This is a genomic window from Pseudoalteromonas sp. HL-AS2 (assembly GCF_031198805.1).
Taxonomy (GTDB): domain Bacteria; phylum Pseudomonadota; class Gammaproteobacteria; order Enterobacterales; family Alteromonadaceae; genus Pseudoalteromonas; species Pseudoalteromonas nigrifaciens.
Window position 1 is genome coordinate 1,725,192 of sequence record NZ_CP133571.1, and the last position, 20,729, is coordinate 1,745,920.

Consider the following 20,729-nt stretch of genomic DNA (forward strand, 5'->3'; position numbering starts at 1 on the left):
ACCCCTAAATAGAATATTTTAAGTTAAATGAAATGTAATCGCGATCAGAGAAGGTATTAATGTCGCCGCCACCCCAAAATGAGTTGTAGCTAACATCTAATGACCACGCATTTTGATAGTTAAAGTTCATGGTTGCACCTAACGATTTACGATCCTCTATAAACAAAAACATAGGATCTGGCGTGCTACCATTTACGTCATGAGAAAATACAAAACGTGGCGAAAAGTTAATACCGTTATACAGGTTATAATAATCACCTTTAGCAATTAAGCGATAACCCCACGATGTAGCCGTAGCAAACTCTTTTTGCTCTGCTCCATTTGATAACGCCATATGTAGCGCAGAATAATCAGAACTGCCTGGGCCGGTCATAATGCCACTACGCCCAGTACCAGAAACGTTTAAACGCATTTCATCGTACTCCGGCATACTATGAATACGCACGCCACCAACCTCACCTACCACAGCCCAGCTATCTGCACCCAAAGATGGGCCAAATAAATGCGTCGCGGTAAATTGTAATTGACTGGTATTACGCTCTATATAACCTTTTGCTAATTCACCTGGGCCAACAACACTAACTGCATTGCCTGGGCTCATTTGTGAAATACCCGCAAATTCAGGGCGTAAACCTGCTACAGCTAACTGCTCTGGCATTGCAGCATAAAGTAGCTCTACGTCGTCAATTTGTAGTGGTTCATCTTCGCGAAAAGTAAACTCACCGGCAAACGCAGTTTCACCTAAAGATGTGTTGAAGCTCAAACCATAGAGTTTAATGTCTTCTGGGTATTCATTTTTTGCTAAAGAGAAAGCTCTTAAATTATGAATATTATCTTCAGTGATTTCAGTCGTTGTAATCATTGCTAAATCTTGGGCAAGTGAAGCTTGAGTGAAATTAGACACTCGACCAGATACTAACGGGCGACGGCTATGATAATTCACATGATAAAATGCCACTTCCGTGTCATTAAATTCAGGTAAAAACACGCCTAAACGTAAACCGTATTGGCCGCCGTCATCCGGCTCTACTTTACCTTCATCGCCTTTACCTTTTAGTGCTACCTTAGTTGGATAGGCTAAATACATTTCGGCCAGTAGCGCTTTGCCTTGAGCACTTGAAGGATCAACGCCTTTGAGTGAGGCTGCTAGGGCAAAGTCAGAGGTTAAATTATTTAAACTGTCGGTTAAAAATGCTAAATCAATATCAGGATTTGAAGTAAAACCTAACTGCACATTTTGCTGATAACCATTTTCAGAGGCAAAGTCATTGGTAGAAAAATACGTTCCCGTTGCTGGTAAGCGTGTTTCTTGCCATTGGTATTGATAAAAACCCTCTAAGGTTACGTTATCAGTAATACCTAACGATGCCCATAACATACCAACAGGTATAAAGGCTTCTTTAAGCTCTGCACCAGGCGCTTTTAAACGGTCTATGTCAACTGGGTTAACGTTAATACCATGCGATATTAATGTACTTTCACCCCAATTTATTACTTGTTGACCAACGCGAATTGATAGCGGGTTTTTTCCTTCATTTAAATCAAAGCTTGCCCATACATACGCATCTAATAAACGGATGTCAGCACAGCTTTGTGCTTTTGTATCTTTGTCATCACATGGATCGACGCCTTGGCCTGAGGTAGGGTTTACATAAGCACGATCGCCATCCATTAACTCAAAGTCATAAAAATACATAAATCGAGTAAACAAACCATAATTATCTTTACTGATAGATAGATCATGGGTGCCCTTTAATAGTTTTGAAAACGAATCACCACTATCAAAGTTTAAATCGCCTGCATCACCATTGTTTGAATATGATCCTGGTTGCGCCCAAACATCTTGCGATGAGTAAACGGTATTGTTTAAGGCTGGGTTATAACCCGTCCAATCGAATGAAGGGTTGTTACTTTTACCTATTAAGCCAAAGTCTCGGTCTTCTACACGAATACTTTGCCCATAAGAAAAAGTGGAGTCGAAAGTTATATCAAAACCTCCAGCTTCAAAAACTGCCGCTTGTGCAGTCATTGCAGATAACCCTAAGCTTGCGGCTGCTAAACCTATAGCGATTTTATTTTTAACAAAAAGCGATCTTCTTATCATTTTGGTTTCCCCCCTGTCGCGGGTCATTTTGTGTGATCAAGTTATTGTTTTTAGTGTAATCGTAACGATAGAAGCGAATTAAACAAATTACAAACAGTCGCCTTCAATCAGTCATAATCTTTTTTTATTCACTGACGTTTACGCAATGGTAAGACGTCATACCAGTAATTTATACACGCAAATTAACAATAGGACAAATCGAAATTAACAAAAAGGCAATATTTATGTATATCTATAACATAAATACAAGCGCTTAGGCTACTCGTTCGAGGCGGATAAACTTATTTTCGGGGGTAAGTATCAATCTAAACCTACCTCGCACCCCTAAACTAGAAATGTAGGGGCGCAGGTAGTTTGCGGCAAATCGAATGGTTTTACCGCTGTCATCTACAACTTGTACTGAGCTATAACGTCCATGGTAGTAATCCATGCATTCGTTGTAGCTCAAATTTAATCTAAAATAATATTCAATCATGATTTAATTTAAGGCTTTTTCAACCTTCTCAAATAAATCGTCGCTCAGCGTATCTAAATCAGCTAAACGCTGCAGTTGTGTTTTCATTGCTGCAGAACGTACTTTATCGTAACGTTTCCACGACATAAAAGGCGTTAACATGCGTGATGCATTTTGCGGATTAATAGTATTGAGCTTAATGAGTAAATCACCAAGCAAAGCATAACCTTTACCATCTAGGCGATGAAATTGCGCGGTATTAAAGTGGCTAAAACTGCCAATTAAAGCACGCACTCGGTTAGGATTTGAAAAGTCAAAACAAGGATGTTCATACAGTGCTTTAATATTGTCAATTGCATCATCACCCGACTGCATGGCTTGCAGTGCAAACCATTTGTCCATTACTAATACGTCGTGTCGCCATTGGCTATCAAAATGTGCAAGCAAGGTGTCACTTAATGTATGCGACGCTTTTATAGCACCACTGAGCGCACCGAGCACATTGGTCATATTAGTTGAGCTTGCAGCTTCTTTTATAAATTCAGCCGCTGGTAAACTGTCTGTTTTTGCTAGGTAATACAAACATTGTTGTTTTAATGAACGTATTGCCACAGCAGCCGCATTAACACTGCCATCGTCTTCAAGTGCTTGGTAACAATTAATAAATTCTTGTTCAAGGGTATCGGCTATTTGCTGTTCAAACTGCTGCGTAATAGTAAGAATGGCATCAACTGGGATCGTCTCAAACTCAGCTGCTAAGGTATCAAAGCTAGGGAGTTTTAACAGTTCAGCAAGTAATGCCAAGTCACCTGCTCTACTGGCTATTAATACCTGTAATGCTGCTATTATTTCATTACTTAATGGTTCAGGGTTTTTGCTTGCAATACCACGCTTAACCGCATTAATAAATAGCTGTTGCTGTGCATCCCAACGCGAAAAGTCGCTACGCGCAAAGCGCATTATGTGCAATAGGTCTTGATCGTTACTGTGCTGCTTTAATATACACGGGGCTGAAAAGTCTTCCAATAAAACGGCAACAGGTTGCTCTGCTAGCTGATCAAAATTAAATGTTTGCGTTGCTTTAGTTACATCAAGCACATGATCAACGCTCTGACCTTTATATTGTAACGGTACACTTTTCCCCTTGCTATCTAACAGCTCAATTGCAAAAGGAATATGCAAAGTATCGTTTTGTGGCTGATTAATTGGCGCAGCCTGCTCAATGGTAAGGCTAAACGTTTGCGTCTCGCTATGGTAACTTTGTTGTACATTTAAACGAGGAGTACCCGATTGGCTATACCAACGTTTAAATTGCTCTAAGTTAATATTAGATGCATCACTCATAGCACTTACAAAATCGTCACAGGTAACCGCTTGGCCATCGTGGCGTTCAAAGTAAAGTGTCATGCCCTTTTGAAAGTTAGTTTCACCAAGCAAGGTGTGCATCATACGTATAACTTCAGCACCTTTGTCGTATACAGTCACAGTGTAAAAGTTATTCATTTCAATTACTTTTTCTGGACGAATAGGATGCGCCATAGGCCCTGCATCTTCACTAAACTGGTGAGTACGCATTACTTTAACGGCATCAATACGGTTTAGCGCTCGCGAGCCCAAATCACTGCTAAATTCTTGATCTCTAAATACTGTTAAACCTTCTTTTAACGATAACTGAAACCAATCTCTACAGGTTACGCGGTTGCCGGTCCAGTTATGAAAGTATTCATGCCCAACAATAGATTCAATGGTGTGATAGTCTTTATCGGTAGCGGTTTCTTGATTTGCCAAAACGCACTTACTATTAAAAATATTAAGCCCTTTATTTTCCATCGCTCCCATGTTGAAAAAATCAACGGCAACAATCATATAAATATCAAGGTCATATTCTAAATTAAAGCGTGTTTCATCCCACTGCATCGCTTTTTTAAGTGAGCTCATTGCATGCGGTGTTTTTGACAAGTTACCTTTATCTACAAATAAGGCTAAATCGACATTCTTACCACTTTTTGTAGTATAGCTGTCATTTAATACATCAAAGTCACCCGCCACTAACGCAAATAAGTAACTTGGCTTTTTAAACGGATCTTGCCACTTAGCAAAATGACGACCGTCTTGCGTTTCACCACTATCTACCATGTTGCCATTAGAGAGTAACTGCGGGTATTTTTTGTCTGCTATTATGGTTACATCGAATGTTGATAAAACATCTGGACGGTCCATATAGTAAGTTATTTTTCTAAAACCCTGCGCTTCACACTGAGTACAATAAGCCCCACCCGATAAATAAAGTCCTTCTAGAGAAGTATTTGTTTGCGGAGAAATTTCGGTCACTATACTAAGTTGGCAGTGATCTGGTAGGTTATTAATAATGAGTTGCTCACCCACTATTTTATAATCGCTAATATCATGAGTATCTATTGAAAGCGACACTAAGCGTAAATCAATGCCATCGAGTACTAAAGGTGCCGTTTTAGCGCCCACGCGGCTCAATGTAAGTAGCGCAGTGACTCTTGTTGTTAACGGCTGTAAATCAAAGTTAAGCTCGGTGTGATTAATTAAAAAGTCTGGCGCTTGGTAATCTTTTAAATATTGTGTTTGCGGTTTTTGTGCGGCAGTCATAAATACTCCAAAAAAAGCCCCTTTTATGTTTAAAAGAGGCTGTTTAAATTAAGCAGTCTGTTTTGGTTTAATACGTAATATTTTAATACCTAAATAAGCATAAATAATTGCCAATACAGGGTTAATTAAATTAAAGAAAGCATACAGTGCATAGTCAAATGGATTGATCAGTAACACGCTTTGCATATAGGCACCACAGGTATTCCATGGGATCAGCGGGCTGGTAATTGTGCCGCCATCTTCTAAGGTACGCGATAAATTAACCGGTTTTAAACCACGGTTTGCATATTCTTCTTTAAACATCCGCCCCGGTACCACAATAGCAATATATTGATCCGCCGCAATGACGTTTGTACCAATACAAGTCGCTATAGTTGCAGTGATTAACGACCCTGTGCTTTTTGCGATTTTAAGAATACTCTTAACAAACACATCTAACAGCCCCGTTTTTTCCATAATAGCGCCAAACATCAGTGCCGTCATAATTAGCCAGGTTGTTGTAAGCATACCTGACATACCGCCCCCACTGAGGAGTGCATCCATATTGTCGTCTTGGGTACTAATACTAAAACCATCAAAAAAAGTGGTCCAAATTAATTTAAAGTAGCCTATTAGCTGGCCTTGGCTTATGTCTATTTGGCTGGCAATTAAATCAGATTGAAACAACACAGCCCACACAGCGCCAAGTACCGCGCCTATCGATATAGCAGGAAACGCTGGCATTTTGCGTATCGCAAGTACTAAAAGTACAATTAAAGGCACTAGCATTTCTAAACCAATATTAAAGTTTTGCTGCAAAATAGCAGTAATTTCATCAATACGCCCTGCTTCACTCGATGCAGTCGCGTTAAACCCCATAAATATAAAGATTATTAAGGCAATTACAAAGCTCGGTACTGTAGTCCATAGCATATGCTGAATATGTTCAAATAAATCTGCCCCCACAACCGCAGGCGCTAAATTAGTAGTCTCTGATAGTGGACTAAGCTTATCGCCAAAATACGCGCCCGATATAACCGCACCAGCCGTTACTGTTTGCTCTAACCCTAAGCCTGTAGCAACGCCTAATAAAGCCACACCTATTGTAGCCGCTGTGGTCCACGAACTACCAATGCTCATTGCTACAATGCCACAAATTAAACAACTAGCTGCATAAAACCAACTCGGATTAATAACCTGTAAGCCATAGTAAATTAGCGTAGGTACTGTGCCCGAAAGCAACCAAGTGCCTATTAACGCACCTACCATAAGTAAAATTAAGATAGCACCTAACGACAAGGTGATCCCTTCAATCATCGCATCTTCTAGTTTTTTCCAATTGTAGCCATTTTTTAGACCTATTAATGCTGCTGCAAAAGTAGCAAATAACAAAGCTATTTGATTTGGCCCAGAAGAGGAATTATCACCAAATAGATAAACAGCCGCACCAAGTAAACAAATGAGAACTGAGATTGGAATGAGTGCATCAAAAAACGAGGCGGGTTTTATTGGTTTTTCTTCTAATGACTTCAAGATAAAGACTCCTACACACATCTAATGCATGTTAATTATTCTTCTTAGCACATACAGCGCATTAATCGAGCAACATTGATCTAGCTCAACTTTGTGTAATCAGCGATTATAACAATCTTGTAAATTATGGGTAGCAAAAAAGGCGCAATTGCGCCTTTTTTTATAGAGGTAAACCAATTATTACTTTTTGGCTATACGCCCGTATTTAATATAGTCTTGAGTGATCAGGGCTGCTTCCTCTAAAAATGGATCCAGCTTTTCAATTACTTCCGGCACATCATCTAGGTTTTCGATTGGTTTTTCACCTAAACGCGCTAAACGCTCATTAGTACGCACTAAAGCGCGTGCTTCATTTTCATCTTTTTCTTTAATACGCTGAGCTTCTACTAACGAAATAGTTTTGCGGTCTTTCTCTTCGTTGTAGCGAGTAATGTCTTCAAATACATAATTAAACTCTGGCTCTGACTGAATACGCTGCGCATGTTGCTTATCTAAATACGTAATAATCGGTTTTAAGTCACCCATTTCTTGGTATCTAGCGCGTACTATGCTATCCCACGGCAGTGCATTATCTTGTTTGCTTTCTCCCCACTCTGCGGGATCAATTGCAGATGGAAACGAAATATCAGGAATAACGCCTTTGTGTTGTGTGCTACCACCATTTATGCGGTAAAACTTAGCAATTGTATACTGCACACTGCCAAGCTCGTTGTCGTACAGGTCGTACGCTCGCCCTAAGCCTTTGTGCTGTTGTACAGTGCCTTTACCAAAGGTTTGCTCGCCAATCACAATACCGCGACCATAATCTTGTATCGCTGCTGCAAAAATTTCAGAAGCAGATGCACTGTATCTGTCTACTAGAACAGTTAACGGGCCATCGTAGTACGTAATACCATCGCGGTCTTTCTGCTCTTCAATACGATTATTAAGAGTGTGAATTTGTACCACAGGACCTTGGTCGAAAAACAATCCAGAAAGCTGTGTTGCCTCGTATAAAGAACCACCACCATTTTGACGTAAATCTATAATAACACCGTCTACTTTAGCTTCTTTTAGTTTAGCTAGTTCAACTTTTACATCTTGCGACAAGTTATTATAAAAGCCAGGAATTTCAATAACGCCTATTTTACTGGTTAAATCGGAATACTGTGCTTCAAACACTTCAGATTTAGCTGCTCTGTCTTCTAGGCGTATTTTATCTCGGGTTATTTCAACTATTTTAGGCGTACCGTGCGCATCAGCGCCTTTTAGATACTGTAAACGTACTTTTGTACCTTTAGGGCCTTTAATTAAATCAACCACGTCATCTAAGCGCCAACCTATCACATCAACAAACTCTTTACCGTCTTGGGCAACGCCAATAATGCGGTCATCGGCTTTAATTTGTTGTGATTTATCGGCAGGACCACCCGGTACTAAACTGCGAATAACGGTATAGTCTTCGTCTGGGCTTAATACTGCACCTATGCCTTCAAGCTCTAGGTCCATATCCATTTTAAATTGCTCTGCACGGCGCGGCGATAAATAAGAGGTATGCGCCTCTATACTGCGTGCAAGCGAATTCATTACTATTTGAAAGGCATCTTCGGATTTTGATTGTACTAAACGCTTTTGTGCATTTTTATAGCGCTTTACAAGTACATCCTTTATACCTTCCCAATCTTTACCGGTCATTTTTAAGCGTAGTGCGTCATATTTAACGCGCTCACGCCATATTTCATCAAGTTCGTCTTGGGTGGTTACCCAATCAGCATCTTCTCGATCAAAAAAGTATTCATCTTGTTTATCAAACGTCATCTCATTTTCAAGTAATGAAAGCGAGTAATCATAACGCTCAAAGCGACGTTTAAGGCTTAGGTTAAAAATATCAAACGTAAAGCCTAACTTGCCGGTTACCAATGCGTTATCAAAGCCATTACGATATTGCTCAAATGACGCAATATCGCTGGCTAAGAATACACTTTTATTAAAATCAAGGGATTCGATATAACGATCGTACACTTTACTTGAAAGCTCATCGTTAAATCGAACCGGTGTATAGTGTGAACGAGTAAATAAGTTAACCACTCGTTTGCTGGCTGTAGCATGTTGACTTTCTTGCTTGAGCAACGGTAAGTCTTTTAACGTAACGGCTTCAACGGCAGCAAATAATGAACCTGAAAACAGGGCAGCAACTAACGGAATGAGCGTAAACTTTTTACTCATACACAACTCCTTAATTTATTTTCAGCTTAAATAATGTATAAGCTGTCAGCTTTGGTTTTAACTTGCATACCAGTCACTAATTCAACATGAACGTCGTCTTTGTTCACTTCAGTGATTATTGCATTAACAAGTGCTTGGCCAAGTTTAACCTTAACCTTATTATTAACCTTGACCTCACTTGCTGGTAAAGGTTCAATTTTTCCTGAACGCTTAACCGGTGCGGCTTTAGCTGTTTTATCTGCTGAAGTAGCATTTTTAGCGGCATGAGCAGGTTTCTTTTTGAAAGATTTTGCATCTGCATCTGGACGCGGACGTTGCTGCTTTTTGCGTTTAGCCATTTTCGCGCGGCTTTCTTCCAATGCTTTTTGTGCATGGTCGATATGCTCTTGCTCAACTTTTTCAGCTTGATTACCATCAAGATCAATACGAAACTCTGACTTAGTCACAGCTTCTAAATAACGCCAGTTAGACGTGTATTTTCTAAGCGCTTGGCGCACTTGAGTCTTGCTTACTTTTTCAGACCCTTCAATACGCTCAGCAATATCTTTAAAAATACCGACTTTAAGCGGTTTGATACCGTCTTTTTGTTTAAAACACTGCGGGAATTCTTGATATAAAAATTCCAACACTTCGTTCATATCTTTTAGCTTGTTTGTGGTTTCCATTTTAGAACCTATTTTTCACATCTTTTCATCAAGGGACGAATCAACATAGTGTATTACCCAGTCGACCAATTCTTCGAAGTCGGCCTCAATTACAGCCATATCACCACGAAGGTGTTCCCAAATACCATTAATTGTTTCATCGATAAATTCACACTCGGCTTCGTCTGGTAGACGATCCCAAGCAATATGAATCAAATCATTGAGCGTTTCCGCTACATGTTCTTCATCGCCTTCCCAATCGCCCACATCTTGTACGGCAAAAAGGTAGTCTTGAACATTTAGCAAGTCTTTCATTATAGGCTTGCCTCTAAGCATTTTACTAATGCTTCAAGACCCGCTTGATCGTCAGTATCAAATCGGCTAATACTTGGGCTATCTATATCAAGTACAGCAAATACTTTACCAGCTTTCATAATAGGTACAACTACTTCAGAATTTGACGCTGCATCACAGGCTATATGCCCATCAAAAGCGTGAACATCTTCTATTAATTGTGTTTGTCCGGTTGCAGCGGCGGTTCCACATACACCCTTTCCTACCGGAATTCGAATGCAAGCTGGGTTACCTTGAAACGGACCAAGCACTAATTCGGTAGGTGAATCCATAAAATAAAAGCCCGCCCAATTTACATCATCTAATGAAGTAAATAACAGCGCGCTTATATTTGCCATATTAGCAATTACATTCGATTCACCGCCTATCAGCGATTGCGTTTGCTTAACTAATGACTGGTAAAAATCGTGCTTTTGCATACCAAACTACTTCTTATTAAACATACAGTAGCTAAAGGTACTCTTTGTCGTGAAAAATTGAAACCTTTTGCGGCTAAAAAAAAGGAAAATGCACGCTTTATCAGCATGCTTGCTTAATAATGCTACGATTATTTTTTTGCGGTTTTACGCAGCCCAAACAAAAACAGCCCTGCAGCAAACCCAGACATCACACTATTTATTAAAAATATCTCGCCCGTAGTAGCACTAAGTAAGTAACTAAAAATAGCGCCGCCTAATAAACCAAGCGTTAAAACCCCTGAATAATTTACTTTAGCGTACTTAAACATAAGTAAGTAACCTGGCACTACAAATGCGGCCATCGTTAACCCTACAATATGTGCGTTTGCTATTGCCGTCATCAATAATTGAAAAAATATTGATAAAAAGTCACCATTCATAGCAAGGCCATAATAAACACCCAACATACCACCAATAATGATTGGGGAGAGTAATGAAAGCCCGACACTTTTTGCAAGTTGATGTTTCATCGTAAAATCCTTAAATATACAAACATAAGCCTCAATAATATAAGCATGCCCTAAGCGAGGTAGCTTATAAATAGAGACTATGGTCGTAATTTAAACTTGCAAAACAAACGCATTATTTTATATGAGGCACAAAAAAGCCCGCTAATTAAGCGGGCTGTTTTGTTATATGGTGGAGAGATAGGGATTTGAACCCTAGATGGGCTATAAACCCATGCCGGTTTTCAAGACCGGTGCATTCGACCACTCTGCCATCTCTCCGATACTGCTATAGTTAAAAATAAGAGTGTATTTTTAACTATTTTAAATAAATGCTTATTATTGATTTTAAAAACCAAAACACCATTTATTTGTTAAATAAGTGGTGGAGAGATAGGGATTTGAACCCTAGATGGGCTATAAACCCATGCCGGTTTTCAAGACCGGTGCATTCGACCACTCTGCCATCTCTCCGCACGGCCTGAATAATAGGGAAAGCGCAGAGGTTTGTGAAGCTTTATTTTAAATTAATTGTTTAAGTGATTAAAAAACAACTAATTTGTTTAAAGTTAAAGCAAAAGTGGCCTGCATTAATTGTAATTGAACTTTTATTTAAATATTTCACTCTATTGAACTACAAAGGTTTGCCCAAACATATAAGAGTTGTTAATCTAAATTTAGTTAAATTATCGGAACTACTCAGTTTCAACCACAGGAGCTCTACAATGGCGTTTAATCAATCGTACAATACCGCTAAACCGGTAATGTCTACCATTGAAACAAACAAGGTGCTTAAAAACACCTACCTATTACTTGCTATGACACTCGCATTTAGCGCTGTTACAGCGGGTATTTCAATGGCACTACAGTTACCATACTTTATGGGATTAGTGTTCACACTTGTCTCGTTCGGCTTATTATTTGTAGTAAATAAAAAAGCAGAAACTGCATCTGGTGTATTTTGGGTATTTGCTTTTACCGGCTTAATGGGCGCAGGCCTTGGCCCAATGCTTAACCACTATGCAGAAATGCCTAATGGCCCTATGCTAATTATGCAAGCGCTGGGCTCTACCGCGCTGATATTTTTTGGTTTATCGGCTTATGCACTTAACACTAAAAAAGACTTCTCATTTATGGGTGGCTTTTTAACGGTTGGTTTAATCGTTGTTATTGTGGCAAGCATTGTTAATATTTTCATCGGTAGTTCACTGATGTTTATGGTACTTAATGCTGCTGTAGTATTAATTATGTCTGGTTTAATTTTATTTGATACCAGCCGTATTATTAACGGTGGCGAAACAAATTATATTCGCGCAACTGTGTCACTTTACCTAAGTGTATATAACTTATTTACTTCATTACTTGCTCTGCTTGGCGCAAATAATGACTAATTAAAAAGTTCTGTTAAAATAGCCCCTTAATTGGGGCTTTTTTTTGGAATAATTTTGTCGCGTTTCGTCTTGTCTTTACATACTCCACCCTCTGATCACGATACTACGCAGCGTTTAGTTAAATTTGCGCACGCTTGCTTAGCGCAAGGACACACCATAGACGCTATATTTTTATATCAGCAAGGGGTTTATCATGCTTCAAACCACTTTGCTCTTCCCACTGATGAGCTACAAATTCCGATGTTGTGGCAGCAATTAGCAGATCAAAAAATTAATTTAATGTTATGTGTAACCGCCGCTGAAAAACGTGGTTTAGACATTAAACACACCAATGTGTTTAATGTTGCTGGGCTTGCTGAATTTGCCATGCTTGCTAGTGATGCCGACAAATGGATACAGTTTAAATGATTAACGTACTCGTAATGAGCCAATGCAGTCCTTTTGATGACTTGCATATTCGCGACGCCCTAGACATGACCCTCATATTTGCAGCTGTCGATCAGAATATCAGTTGGCTATTTAGTGGCCCAGCTGTACTGGCACTAAAAAAGCAACAACAACCAAATATGCTTGGTATAAAAGATTTTTTTAAAAACATTAAAACATTGGAAATTTATGACGTTGAAAATATTTACGTCTGCGAAAAGTCACTACTCGATTATGGCTTAAACAAAAATGATTTATTGTTAGATGTGCAAGCACTAAACTTTGATCAGCAAAAAGCGCTAATTAAAACCCAGCAACATGTGGTGAACCTATGAGTAACCTACAAACTAATGCTTTGAGCACCTTACATATATTTTCTAAACCACTTAGCTACTACAGCGCCAATCGATTAGAAAACCTAATTCAAGCAACTGATATTGTACTTCTGGTTGGCGATGCCTGTTATGCAGCAAAGCAGTATCGACAATTTGCCGAATCATTGTTTATTTTAGCGCCTGATGCGAGTGCTCGCGCTATAAAGCTAAATAATAACGATAAAGTAATTAGCTATGACGAATTTGTAACCCTTAGCTTATCAACCAATCAATCTATTACCTGGTAACTTATGCTTGAAATTAACAACCAACAGCTTGAAACAGACAAACAAGGTTATTTACTTGACCATACTTTATGGTCAAAAGAATTAGCGCCCATTATTGCACAGCAAGAAAACATTAGTTTAACTGAGCAGCATTGGGAAGTTATTAACTTTGTTCGCAACTTTTACCTAGAATACAACACCAGCCCCGCTATTAGAATGCTGGTAAAAGCCATGGCTAAAGCACTCGGTGAAGATAAAGGTAATAGCCTATATTTATATAAATTATTTCCTAAAGGCCCGGCAAAACAAGCGACTAAAATTGCCGGCTTACCAAAACCTGCCAGGTGCATATAATGAATAATAAGTCAGCTAATAAGCAAGAGTACACAGCTAAACCCAAACGTAATACTGGCAGAACCTATTCTCGCAGCACGCTAAAAAGCGTCGCTTCAAAAAGAGAAATAAAACCAGCAATAGCTTCACAAGATATAAAAATAGTCTTATTTAATAAGCCTTTCGACGTTTTGTGCCAATTTACTGATGATGCCAACAGAAAAACCCTTGCTGAATTTATTCCTATAAAAGAAGTTTACGCTGCAGGCAGACTCGACAGAGACAGTGAAGGTTTATTACTGCTCACCAATTGCGGTAAATTACAAAACACCCTAACCGCACCGGGTAAAAAAACCAGTAAAACTTATTGGGTTCAGGTAGAAGGTGAGCCAAGCTCAGAGTCAATTGCTGCACTATGCACAGGCGTAGAATTAAAAGATGGCCTTACATTACCCGCTAAAGTGAGCATCATCAGTGAGCCAACAGTATGGACGCGTAACCCGCCAGTAAGAGAGCGAAAACTAATACCTACAACTTGGCTCAGCATAACAATAAGTGAAGGGCGTAACCGCCAAGTTAGACGCATGACAGCACATATTGGGCACCCTACTTTGCGTTTAATTCGCTATAGTATTGGTAAGTACACCCTAGATGGCATTAAAAACGGCGAGTATAAAGTAATGACAGGTATAAAGCATACCTAACTGATGTAAACCAACTTACAATCGCTAATTTATAAGCCATTATTAACTTTAAATTAGCGTTTAAGCTATTTGCCAGGGCTTAGCGCAATACAATTACCTCCTTGGTTTTTTGCATAATAAAGAGCATCGTCGGCAGCTTGAATAAATGTTAAATGATCATCACACTGATGATGATTAACAGTATTAATTCCCATGCTTACTGATAAATACCCTGTAAAGCTATCTTCATGCACAACTGCCAACATTTCAATTGCTTTTTGAATTTGTTCAGCCACAAATAGCGCCCCTTGTTTATCTGTTTGTGGTAGCAATACAACAAACTCTTCACCACCATAACGGGCAACAAAATCCTCTGGACGACTCACTGTGTCGGCAAGTTTTTGTGCCACAGCGTATAAGCACTTATCGCCTGCAATATGCCCGTAACGGTCGTTAAATTTTTTGAAGTTATCAATATCAATTATAATGAGTGAAAGCTGACAGTTTGCTAATTTAACACGGGAAAATTCATCAACAATTTTTTCATCAAAGCGGCGCCTATTGGCAATTTTGGTTAACGAATCTAAAAACGCCATTTCGCTTAAAATCTCATGTGCTTTAATCCGCTCAGTGGCGTCATTAAAAACAACCAAAAATTCATTACCAATATTAATACCCGATACTTGCATAATGACTTGCTCACCATTTTTGCAGGTTATTTGGTAGTCGTTTGCAGGAATATCGCCTTTATTACTTTCGGCTTGTGCAAGCGATGCGTTCCATAATGCCCGAGCAGCATTTCTTTTATCAATATCTGGGTAGGCTTTTTCCCACCAAATATCTACATTGGGCGTATCATTTATAGTAAAACCAAATACATCAATATAACGCTGGTTAACTTTTAATATATCACCCGTTTCAACGCACACATTACAAATAGGCATAGGAAGCACTGTAAATAATTTCGCATAATGGCTCAGCTCATGATTACGCATAGGGTGATGCGTGTGAGCAATTAAATACTTTTGTTGTGGGTCGTTATGTTCGTTAAGTAATTTGGCATTCATAGTCGCTACAAAATGCCATTCAACCCACCATGTTTCTAAATGCTCTAATAATGCTTTTTCTACTTTTAGATTAGGGCTCAACGACTGTTCAATTAATTTAAATAACTCAACAATAGGATGTGGCTCTTGGAAAAAAATAGGGGGAGTTATTGTGATCAATTCATCAAACAAATAATAAGCTGTTTCTTTAAGTTCACTCAACGGGTTGTTAAGCAACTCACTTATATCGGTTTTTTTTGGGTAATCTAAAATAAAAGATTTTACTTTGTTGACGTGAGAAGCATAGTTCATATATTCATTCCATTGAGTATATTAATAATAACCTTAGTTACGCTTAAATATAACACTATAAAGCAATATAAAGCTATAACTCCTCCTACTATTACACAGCTAATATTCACACTTATTTACTATTTATATTTATTTTGCTTACTGCAAATAGCAAAAACGTTTTGCTGACGCTATAAAAATAACTACAAAAGCGCTGCATTAAGGCTAAGCCTCTTTAAGCGCTGCTTAAATACATGCTATAATCGCGGCCTTTCCAAGATGTTATTAATAACAGTAATCTGTATAAGCGAAATTATTCATGAGCGAAAATAGTCACATTAAAGTCATCGTAGGTATGTCCGGCGGTGTTGATTCTTCTGTATCTGCATATTTGTTAAAGCAACAAGGCTATCAGGTAGAAGGCCTGTTTATGAAGAACTGGGAAGAAGACGACAATGATGAATATTGCGCCGCAGCTGATGATTTAAAAGACGCGCAAGCAGTTTGCGATAAACTCGGTATTGAACTGCATACAGTTAACTTTGCCGCTGAGTATTGGGATAACGTATTTGAGTACTTTTTAGCTGAATACAAAGCAGGTCGTACACCTAACCCAGATATAATGTGCAATAAAGAAATTAAATTTAAAGCCTTTTTAGAATTTGCGGCCCAAGCATTAGGCGCCGACTTTATTGCCACCGGTCACTATGTACGCCGCGAACTACGCGATGACAAATACGTTATGTGCCGCGGGTTAGATGATAATAAAGATCAAAGCTACTTTTTATACACGCTTAGCCACGAACATATTGGCCAAACATTATTCCCTGTTGGCGATATTGCTAAGCCAGAAGTACGCCGCATAGCTGAAGAGCAAGACCTAATTACTCACGATAAAAAAGACAGCACAGGTATATGTTTTATTGGTGAGCGCAAATTTAAAGACTTTTTACAAAAGTTTTTACCTGCCCAACCTGGTGTTATCGAAGACACTGATGGTAACAATGTAGGCGAGCACGAAGGATTAATGTATCACACACTAGGTCAACGCAAAGGCTTGCTAATTGGTGGTATGAAAGAAGGCTCAGGCGAGCCATGGTATGTAGTAGATAAAGACCTTGAGCGAAATGTACTTATTGTTGGCCAAGGTAAAGATCACCCTCGCCTATACAGTAATGGCCTTAATGCTAACCAATTGCACTGGGTTGACCGTATTGGCCCTAAAGGCACTACTCGCTGCACAGTTAAAACCCGTTACCGCCAAGAAGACTTAAGCTGTACGCTACTTGTAGGCGAAGACGGCATGGCACGCGTATTATTCGACGAGCCACAAAAAGCCGTTACTCCAGGTCAATCTGCCGTATTTTATGCAGAAGATGTGTGTTTAGGTGGTGGTATTATTGATTCGGTGATCAAATAATGAATCAACACCAAGTCATGGCGCTTGCCGCCATGTGCCAAGTTGCTAAACAAGTTCAAAAAGTTGCTCAGTACGGCAATAATAATGAACACGATTTAGAAATACTACTTTCGAGTATTATTCAAACCTCGCCGGCATCGCCAGAGGATGTATACCAAGGCACAGATAACCTACGCGATGGCTACAAAACATTATTGGCACAGCTAAGTGCTGGCGCGCAAAAAGATGTTGAAATTGTAAAATACGTCGGTGGTTTAATGCAGCTAGAACGTGCCTTGAGTGCAAACGACAAAAGCTTAAACGAATTAGGTAAACGTATTGATGACATTCATCGACGTTTAGATCATTTTGCTATAACCGACGAGAGCGTTGTCGCCGGTTTAGCGGATATATACTCAACGGTGCTAAGCCCCCTTGGGCACCGTATACAGGTTTATGGTAAACCTGAGTTACTAAAGCAGCAGCTCACTCAAAATAAAATCCGCGCATTATTATTAGCCGGTATTAGAAGTGCAGTTTTATGGCGACAAATGGGCGGTAAACGCCGTCACTTTTTCTTTGCAAAAAGAAAAATAATCGCCATTGCTAAAGCAAAAATTTAATTATCGTTCAAACTAAAATTTAGGAGTTATTATGGAGCTTTCAGCGTTAACGGCTATCTCTCCAGTGGATGGTCGCTACGGCAGCAAAACCACTGAACTACGCAGTATTTTCAGCGAATTTGGCCTAATCAAATACCGCGTAACCGTTGAAGTGCGTTGGTTGCAAGCGTTAGCTGCAGCGAGCGATATTAAAGAAGTCCCTGCATTTAGCGAACAAGCTAATGCATTACTAAACGCCATTGTTGATAACTTCAGCGAAGCTGATGCACAGCGCGTTAAAGATATTGAACGCACAACAAATCACGACGTTAAAGCGGTTGAATACCTTCTAAAAGAAAAAGTAGCCGATAACGCAGAACTACATGCAATTAACGAATTTATTCATTTTGCATGTACCTCTGAAGACATTAACAACCTATCTCATGGTTTAATGCTAACTGAAGCACGCAATAATGTATTACTACCATATTGCGATCAGTTACTTAGCTCAATTAAAGAAAAAGCGATTGAGTACAAAACAATCCCTATGATGACACGTACGCACGGACAACCTGCTACACCGTCTACTATGGGTAAAGAGTTTGCTAACGTTTACATGCGCTTAAAACGTCAACGCGACCAAATTGCACAAGTAGAAATGCTAGGTAAAGTTAACGGTGCTGTAGGTAACTACAACGCTCACCTTAGTGCATACCCAGATTACGATTGGCACACACATGCAGACAAATTTGTATCAAGCCTAGGTTTAACTCTAAACCCGTTTACTACACAAATTGAACCGCATGACTACATTGCTGAGCTTTTTGATGCTATTGCCCGTTTTAACACAATACTGCTCGATTTTGATCGTGACATGTGGGGTTACATTGCCCTTAATCACTTTAAGCAAAAAACCATTGCTGGCGAAATTGGCTCATCAACAATGCCACATAAAGTTAACCCTATTGATTTTGAAAACTCAGAAGGTAACTTAGGTTTAGCAAATGCTATTTTTTCTCACCTTGCACAAAAGCTGCCTGTTTCTCGCTGGCAACGTGATCTTACCGACTCAACGGTATTACGTAACTTAGGTGTAGGTATGGGTTATGCACTTATTGCATACCAATCAACACTTAAAGGTGTAAGTAAGCTTGAAGTAAACGAGCAACGTTTATTAGAAGAGCTTGATCAAAACTGGGAATTGCTAGCAGAGCCAATTCAAACAGTTATGCGTAAGTACGGTATCGAAAAGCCATACGAAAAGCTTAAAGACTTAACCCGTGGCAAACGTGTAAACCAAGAAATAATGGCAGACTTCATCGATGGTTTAGACCTTCCTGAACACGCTAAAGTAGAAATGAAAAAACTAACACCTGCTAATTATATTGGCCGCGCTGTTGAGTTTATTGATGATTTAGTTTAATAACTAAACTAAAATCAATGAAAAAGCGAAAGGTCTCCTTTCGCTTTTTTTGTTTTAATACCACTTGCACTAATTTGTAGGGCCACTGTATGTATCAATTAAAAATAAATGACTTATCAGAGCAAGAGTTTTTAACTCAGTTCTGGCAAAAAAAACCACTCTTAATTAAACAAGGTTTTAGTAATTTTCAAGACCCGCTTGATGCGAATGAACTTGCAGGCCTTGCAATGGAAGACAGCATAGAGTCGCGTATTGTTACTAATCATAATAATGAATGGCAATCGCACCAAGGGCCGTTTGAAGACTTTGAACAGCTTACAGAGCAACACTCTACTTTATTAGTACAAGCGGTTGATCATTGGCATAACGATGCAGCACAGCTGCTAGAGCCGTTTCGATTTATCCCAAACTGGCGCATAGATGATTTAATGATCAGCTATTCAACGCCTGGCGGTGGTGTTGGCCCGCATTTAGATCAATACGATGTATTTATTATTCAAGGTGAAGGCAAACGCCATTGGCGAGTAGGCCTACCAGATCCTAGCCTTAAACAATTCACCCAAAATAAAACATTATTGCAAGTAGAAGCGTTTACTGCGGTTATTGATTGTATTTTAGAACCCGGCGATATTTTATATATTCCACCAGGTTGCCCGCACGAAGGTTATGCCGTAGAAAACGCCCTTAATTATTCGGTGGGTTTTAGAGCGCCAAATCAACAAGATTTACTCTCTAGCTTTGCCGATCATATTATTGATACCGAAAGCGGACAAAAGCGTTACACCGACCACAACCTTACATTAAGAGAGTCTAAGGGCGAGCTGAGCGATACTGAGGTTGATAAAGTAAAAGTGCTAATGCAGGCATTACTAAACGACCACACCTTATTTAAACAATGGCTTGGCACAACTTTAAGCCAACCAAAGCACGATATGGACTTAATGCCTGTTGAGCAACCGTTTAATGCGGCGCAAATAGCCGATGCAATAAACAGTGACGACATAAGCTTTGAACGCCTAGGTGGAACGCGTGCTATATATCAGCAAACAGCTGATGAATTATTAGTAAGTGTTAACGGAGAAAACTACTCTGTACCAAATAGTGACTTGAATGCTGTTAAGTTACTTACTGATTTTACAGGTTTTAATGCGCAACAGCTAAAAAACACGGCCCCAAGCCTAGTTTTTATTGAAATATTCACTACACTAATTAATGAGGGTATTTGGTTCAATTAGAGGTGTATTATGGACTACCGGGTAGAACAGGTCGATTGGCACAGCCAAAAAGCGCTACTGCAGCAAATAAGAGAGCGTGTATTTGTTTATGAGTTACATATTCCTAAACATATTGAATTTGACAACCTAGACCCACTTGCCCAACATATTCTTGTCACCTGTATTACCAACGACACACAGTCTCCTGTAGCCACAGGCAGGCTGTGTAGCGATGGCCTTATAGGCCGTATAGCTGTATTACCCGCCCACCGCAATCGCAATGTTTACAAATCCCTACTTAACTTTATTGTTGCACTTGCTGCAGAGCAAAATATTGAAGTACTGAGTATTAACTGCATTTTAGAAGAAGTTGAATTATTTAAACAAAATGGCTTTAGCCAACAAGGCAATGTATTCATGGAGGCTGGCATTGCAAAGCTACGAATGCAATGCCCTGTTACCAGCTTTGAAACTCGTCCATTTACGTTAACGCATTAAAAAGCGAGCTACAATAAATAAAGTAG

General features: G+C 39.3%; 21 protein-coding genes and 2 tRNA genes. 11 read left to right on the forward strand and 12 right to left on the reverse strand.

Annotated elements, in window-relative coordinates; translation table 11 throughout:
- Window positions 1–4: 4 nt before the first annotated feature.
- The 11 genes from RB215_RS08120 to RB215_RS08170 form a co-directional block, all read right to left on the reverse strand.
- Window positions 5–2,104: a DUF1302 domain-containing protein gene (locus tag RB215_RS08120; protein WP_309216186.1), complete on the reverse strand. Its 2,100-nt coding sequence runs from the start codon at window positions 2,102–2,104 to the stop codon at window positions 5–7.
- Between the two features lie 253 nt (window positions 2,105–2,357).
- Window positions 2,358–2,579, reverse strand: coding sequence for a DUF2835 domain-containing protein (locus RB215_RS08125; RefSeq protein WP_086998601.1), 222 nt, complete (start codon window positions 2,577–2,579; stop codon window positions 2,358–2,360).
- A gap of 3 nt (window positions 2,580–2,582) precedes the next feature.
- A complete protein-coding gene (pepN, locus tag RB215_RS08130; protein ID WP_309216187.1) occupies window positions 2,583–5,177 on the reverse strand; it encodes an aminopeptidase N in 2,595 nt (864 codons plus the stop codon).
- 48 nt (window positions 5,178–5,225) lie between these two features.
- Complete coding sequence (nhaC, locus tag RB215_RS08135; protein WP_011328355.1) at window positions 5,226–6,710, reverse strand: Na+/H+ antiporter NhaC; 1,485 nt, start codon at window positions 6,708–6,710, stop codon at window positions 5,226–5,228.
- Between the two features lie 159 nt (window positions 6,711–6,869).
- Window positions 6,870–8,894: a carboxy terminal-processing peptidase gene (gene prc, locus RB215_RS08140; protein WP_011328356.1), complete on the reverse strand. Its 2,025-nt coding sequence runs from the start codon at window positions 8,892–8,894 to the stop codon at window positions 6,870–6,872.
- A 26-nt stretch (window positions 8,895–8,920) separates the two neighbouring features.
- A complete protein-coding gene (gene proQ / locus RB215_RS08145; RefSeq protein WP_086998613.1) occupies window positions 8,921–9,559 on the reverse strand; it encodes an RNA chaperone ProQ in 639 nt (212 codons plus the stop codon).
- Window positions 9,560–9,574: 15 nt separating this feature from the next.
- Window positions 9,575–9,853: a hypothetical protein gene (locus tag RB215_RS08150; protein WP_011328358.1), complete on the reverse strand. Its 279-nt coding sequence runs from the start codon at window positions 9,851–9,853 to the stop codon at window positions 9,575–9,577.
- Complete coding sequence (locus tag RB215_RS08155) at window positions 9,853–10,311, reverse strand: GAF domain-containing protein (protein WP_011328359.1); 459 nt, start codon at window positions 10,309–10,311, stop codon at window positions 9,853–9,855. Before RB215_RS08155 ends, RB215_RS08150 begins: the two co-directional genes overlap by 1 nt.
- 128 nt (window positions 10,312–10,439) lie before the next feature.
- Window positions 10,440–10,820, reverse strand: coding sequence for a hypothetical protein (locus RB215_RS08160; protein ID WP_182676611.1), 381 nt, complete (start codon window positions 10,818–10,820; stop codon window positions 10,440–10,442).
- A gap of 167 nt (window positions 10,821–10,987) precedes the next feature.
- A tRNA-Ser gene (locus RB215_RS08165) sits at window positions 10,988–11,078 on the reverse strand.
- A 101-nt stretch (window positions 11,079–11,179) separates the two neighbouring features.
- A tRNA-Ser gene (locus RB215_RS08170) sits at window positions 11,180–11,270 on the reverse strand.
- Window positions 11,271–11,521: 251 nt separating this feature from the next.
- On the opposite strand from RB215_RS08170, the gene RB215_RS08175 reads away from it, so the two are divergent.
- The 6 genes from RB215_RS08175 to RB215_RS08200 are packed head-to-tail and all read left to right on the forward strand — an operon-like array spanning window position 11,522 to window position 14,251.
- Window positions 11,522–12,187 (forward strand): Bax inhibitor-1/YccA family protein, encoded by a 666-nt coding sequence (locus tag RB215_RS08175; RefSeq protein ID WP_041454448.1) that lies wholly within the window; start codon window positions 11,522–11,524, stop codon window positions 12,185–12,187.
- A 54-nt stretch (window positions 12,188–12,241) separates the two neighbouring features.
- On the forward strand, window positions 12,242–12,595 hold the full coding sequence (gene tusD, locus RB215_RS08180; protein ID WP_309216190.1) for a sulfurtransferase complex subunit TusD: 354 nt from the start codon (window positions 12,242–12,244) through the stop codon (window positions 12,593–12,595).
- Complete coding sequence (gene tusC, locus RB215_RS08185; RefSeq protein WP_041454449.1) at window positions 12,592–12,948, forward strand: sulfurtransferase complex subunit TusC; 357 nt, start codon at window positions 12,592–12,594, stop codon at window positions 12,946–12,948. The genes tusD and tusC overlap by 4 nt, the downstream gene beginning before the upstream one ends.
- A gap of 20 nt (window positions 12,949–12,968) precedes the next feature.
- Window positions 12,969–13,235, forward strand: coding sequence for a sulfurtransferase complex subunit TusB (gene tusB, locus RB215_RS08190; protein WP_041454715.1), 267 nt, complete (start codon window positions 12,969–12,971; stop codon window positions 13,233–13,235).
- Window positions 13,236–13,238: 3 nt separating this feature from the next.
- Window positions 13,239–13,568, forward strand: coding sequence for a TusE/DsrC/DsvC family sulfur relay protein (locus RB215_RS08195; protein WP_011328365.1), 330 nt, complete (start codon window positions 13,239–13,241; stop codon window positions 13,566–13,568).
- A complete protein-coding gene (locus RB215_RS08200; protein ID WP_208833839.1) occupies window positions 13,568–14,251 on the forward strand; it encodes a pseudouridine synthase in 684 nt (227 codons plus the stop codon). The genes RB215_RS08195 and RB215_RS08200 overlap by 1 nt, the downstream gene beginning before the upstream one ends.
- 65 nt (window positions 14,252–14,316) lie before the next feature.
- Here RB215_RS08200 and RB215_RS08205 read toward each other — a convergent pair whose 3' ends face one another.
- On the reverse strand, window positions 14,317–15,588 hold the full coding sequence (locus tag RB215_RS08205; RefSeq protein ID WP_309216191.1) for a sensor domain-containing diguanylate cyclase: 1,272 nt from the start codon (window positions 15,586–15,588) through the stop codon (window positions 14,317–14,319).
- A gap of 298 nt (window positions 15,589–15,886) precedes the next feature.
- Between RB215_RS08205 and mnmA the strand changes: the two genes are divergently transcribed.
- The 5 genes from mnmA to RB215_RS08230 all read left to right on the forward strand — a co-directional run bounded on the left by mnmA (window position 15,887) and on the right by RB215_RS08230 (window position 20,703).
- Window positions 15,887–16,987, forward strand: coding sequence for a tRNA 2-thiouridine(34) synthase MnmA (gene mnmA, locus RB215_RS08210; protein ID WP_011328368.1), 1,101 nt, complete (start codon window positions 15,887–15,889; stop codon window positions 16,985–16,987).
- Window positions 16,987–17,589 (forward strand): high frequency lysogenization protein HflD, encoded by a 603-nt coding sequence (hflD, locus tag RB215_RS08215; RefSeq protein WP_011328369.1) that lies wholly within the window; start codon window positions 16,987–16,989, stop codon window positions 17,587–17,589. The genes mnmA and hflD overlap by 1 nt, the downstream gene beginning before the upstream one ends.
- 31 nt (window positions 17,590–17,620) lie before the next feature.
- A complete protein-coding gene (gene purB, locus RB215_RS08220; protein ID WP_089368359.1) occupies window positions 17,621–18,991 on the forward strand; it encodes an adenylosuccinate lyase in 1,371 nt (456 codons plus the stop codon).
- Window positions 18,992–19,080: 89 nt separating this feature from the next.
- Window positions 19,081–20,226 (forward strand): cupin domain-containing protein, encoded by a 1,146-nt coding sequence (locus tag RB215_RS08225; RefSeq protein ID WP_011328371.1) that lies wholly within the window; start codon window positions 19,081–19,083, stop codon window positions 20,224–20,226.
- A gap of 9 nt (window positions 20,227–20,235) precedes the next feature.
- Window positions 20,236–20,703, forward strand: coding sequence for a GNAT family N-acetyltransferase (locus tag RB215_RS08230; RefSeq protein ID WP_011328372.1), 468 nt, complete (start codon window positions 20,236–20,238; stop codon window positions 20,701–20,703).
- Window positions 20,704–20,729: the final 26 nt, after the last annotated feature.

Excerpts from the sequence above, each read along its gene's own strand:
- RB215_RS08160 (WP_182676611.1), bottom strand. The coding sequence starts at position 10,820 with ATGAAACATCAACTTGCAAAAAGTGTCGGGCTTTCATTACTCTCCCCA.
- hflD (WP_011328369.1), top strand. The coding sequence starts at position 16,987 with ATGAATCAACACCAAGTCATGGCGCTTGCCGCCATGTGCCAAGTTGCT.
- RB215_RS08150 (WP_011328358.1), bottom strand. The coding sequence starts at position 9,853 with ATGAAAGACTTGCTAAATGTTCAAGACTACCTTTTTGCCGTACAAGAT.
- proQ (WP_086998613.1), bottom strand. The coding sequence starts at position 9,559 with ATGGAAACCACAAACAAGCTAAAAGATATGAACGAAGTGTTGGAATTT.
- RB215_RS08120 (WP_309216186.1), bottom strand. The coding sequence starts at position 2,104 with ATGATAAGAAGATCGCTTTTTGTTAAAAATAAAATCGCTATAGGTTTA.
- RB215_RS08200 (WP_208833839.1), top strand. The coding sequence starts at position 13,568 with ATGAATAATAAGTCAGCTAATAAGCAAGAGTACACAGCTAAACCCAAA.
- RB215_RS08155 (WP_011328359.1), bottom strand. The coding sequence starts at position 10,311 with ATGCAAAAGCACGATTTTTACCAGTCATTAGTTAAGCAAACGCAATCG.
- pepN (WP_309216187.1), bottom strand. The coding sequence starts at position 5,177 with ATGACTGCCGCACAAAAACCGCAAACACAATATTTAAAAGATTACCAA.
- RB215_RS08195 (WP_011328365.1), top strand. The coding sequence starts at position 13,239 with ATGCTTGAAATTAACAACCAACAGCTTGAAACAGACAAACAAGGTTAT.
- tusC (WP_041454449.1), top strand. The coding sequence starts at position 12,592 with ATGATTAACGTACTCGTAATGAGCCAATGCAGTCCTTTTGATGACTTG.
- RB215_RS08225 (WP_011328371.1), top strand. The coding sequence starts at position 19,081 with ATGTATCAATTAAAAATAAATGACTTATCAGAGCAAGAGTTTTTAACT.
- purB (WP_089368359.1), top strand. The coding sequence starts at position 17,621 with ATGGAGCTTTCAGCGTTAACGGCTATCTCTCCAGTGGATGGTCGCTAC.
- nhaC (WP_011328355.1), bottom strand. The coding sequence starts at position 6,710 with ATGTGTGTAGGAGTCTTTATCTTGAAGTCATTAGAAGAAAAACCAATA.
- RB215_RS08230 (WP_011328372.1), top strand. The coding sequence starts at position 20,236 with ATGGACTACCGGGTAGAACAGGTCGATTGGCACAGCCAAAAAGCGCTA.
- prc (WP_011328356.1), bottom strand. The coding sequence starts at position 8,894 with ATGAGTAAAAAGTTTACGCTCATTCCGTTAGTTGCTGCCCTGTTTTCA.
- RB215_RS08175 (WP_041454448.1), top strand. The coding sequence starts at position 11,522 with ATGGCGTTTAATCAATCGTACAATACCGCTAAACCGGTAATGTCTACC.
- RB215_RS08125 (WP_086998601.1), bottom strand. The coding sequence starts at position 2,579 with ATGATTGAATATTATTTTAGATTAAATTTGAGCTACAACGAATGCATG.
- RB215_RS08205 (WP_309216191.1), bottom strand. The coding sequence starts at position 15,588 with ATGAACTATGCTTCTCACGTCAACAAAGTAAAATCTTTTATTTTAGAT.
- mnmA (WP_011328368.1), top strand. The coding sequence starts at position 15,887 with ATGAGCGAAAATAGTCACATTAAAGTCATCGTAGGTATGTCCGGCGGT.